Here is a 1,020-nt window from a genome sequence, read left to right as displayed (position 1 = left end):
CTGATTGTGCCAAACAACATATTGCTCTTAAATATCAACCAAAATCCTACTGACTTCTTTCTCACAAAAATCAACATCAGAAACGTCAGAGGTCAAATGATTTCGTACTTTCTCCATCGCACTTAAGCGGCCAATTGCCGAATCTCTGTAGGTTCTACTAAAATTATTAGCCATAATAGACGATCTTTCTAATTCGAAATCCAAAGAAAAATAGTCTTCTGAAAACTCTACATGATGTTCGGAAAGAACCCCATTACAAAATTGCAAAATATTTGCTCTTTCTTCTTCGTCCTCACTAGATATATGCATATTTTTATTATGAAAAGCTATAATATGAAAAACTTCATGAACTACTTTTCCGGCGGCGTAAATAGCGCCTCTCGGAAAAACAGCAGGATCGCAGAAATCAACAGGATAATAGAAATTATAGGCATCTTCAGGCGAAAAGCGCTCTTCAATCAGAAAGTTTTTCAACGGCATGAAATTAATAGTTATATCCAGATTTTCAGCCTTTAATATTCCTTTGTAGAATGTCTTCGTCAAGTTCGCGCTCAGCGCACTATAATCAGAAGAGCAATGACTATTTTCTTTATGTACAGTGAATGTTATGTTTGCCCAATCGTTTTTAAAAGAGTGTAACTTAACAAAGTCTAAGCTTTGATCTACTGTACCTGTCATTTCCATTCTTGACTCGGACTGAAAGGCTGAAGTGACAACGACATCCCCATTTTTAAAATCCACAACGTGATATATTGTTTCATAACCTTTAGGTGTAGGTACCACAGTAGACGAACACCCCCCAATGACTAGGATAGTCATTAAAGTAAAAATAGACTTAAAAGAATGATTCATAAGCTCAATGTCACAAAAAGAGTGGAGGGGGTACCCCTCCACTAAAAATTTAACAAATGACGATCACGTCAGAAGGGCCACTACAACCACCGCTACTAGGAATAACCTGAGAAACTTGTGCTTTGATCCGTACCACTAAAAGTGGACACTTTGCTAAGCACTATTTTT

1 protein-coding gene is annotated in these 1,020 nt (G+C 37.0%); it reads right to left on the bottom strand.

Annotation, left to right across the window (positions count from 1 at the left end; all coding sequences use genetic code 11):
* Positions 1-27: 27 nt before the first annotated feature.
* A complete protein-coding gene (locus NOG12_RS13175) occupies positions 28-852 on the bottom strand; it encodes a hypothetical protein (protein ID WP_110077110.1) in 825 nt (274 codons plus the stop codon).
* Between the last annotated feature and the right edge of the window lie 168 nt (positions 853-1,020).

The sequence above is a fragment of the Pseudidiomarina fusca genome, assembly GCF_032227045.1.
Classification (GTDB): Bacteria; Pseudomonadota; Gammaproteobacteria; order Enterobacterales; family Alteromonadaceae; genus Pseudidiomarina; species Pseudidiomarina fusca.
This window is presented reverse-complemented; position numbering and strand designations above follow the sequence as displayed.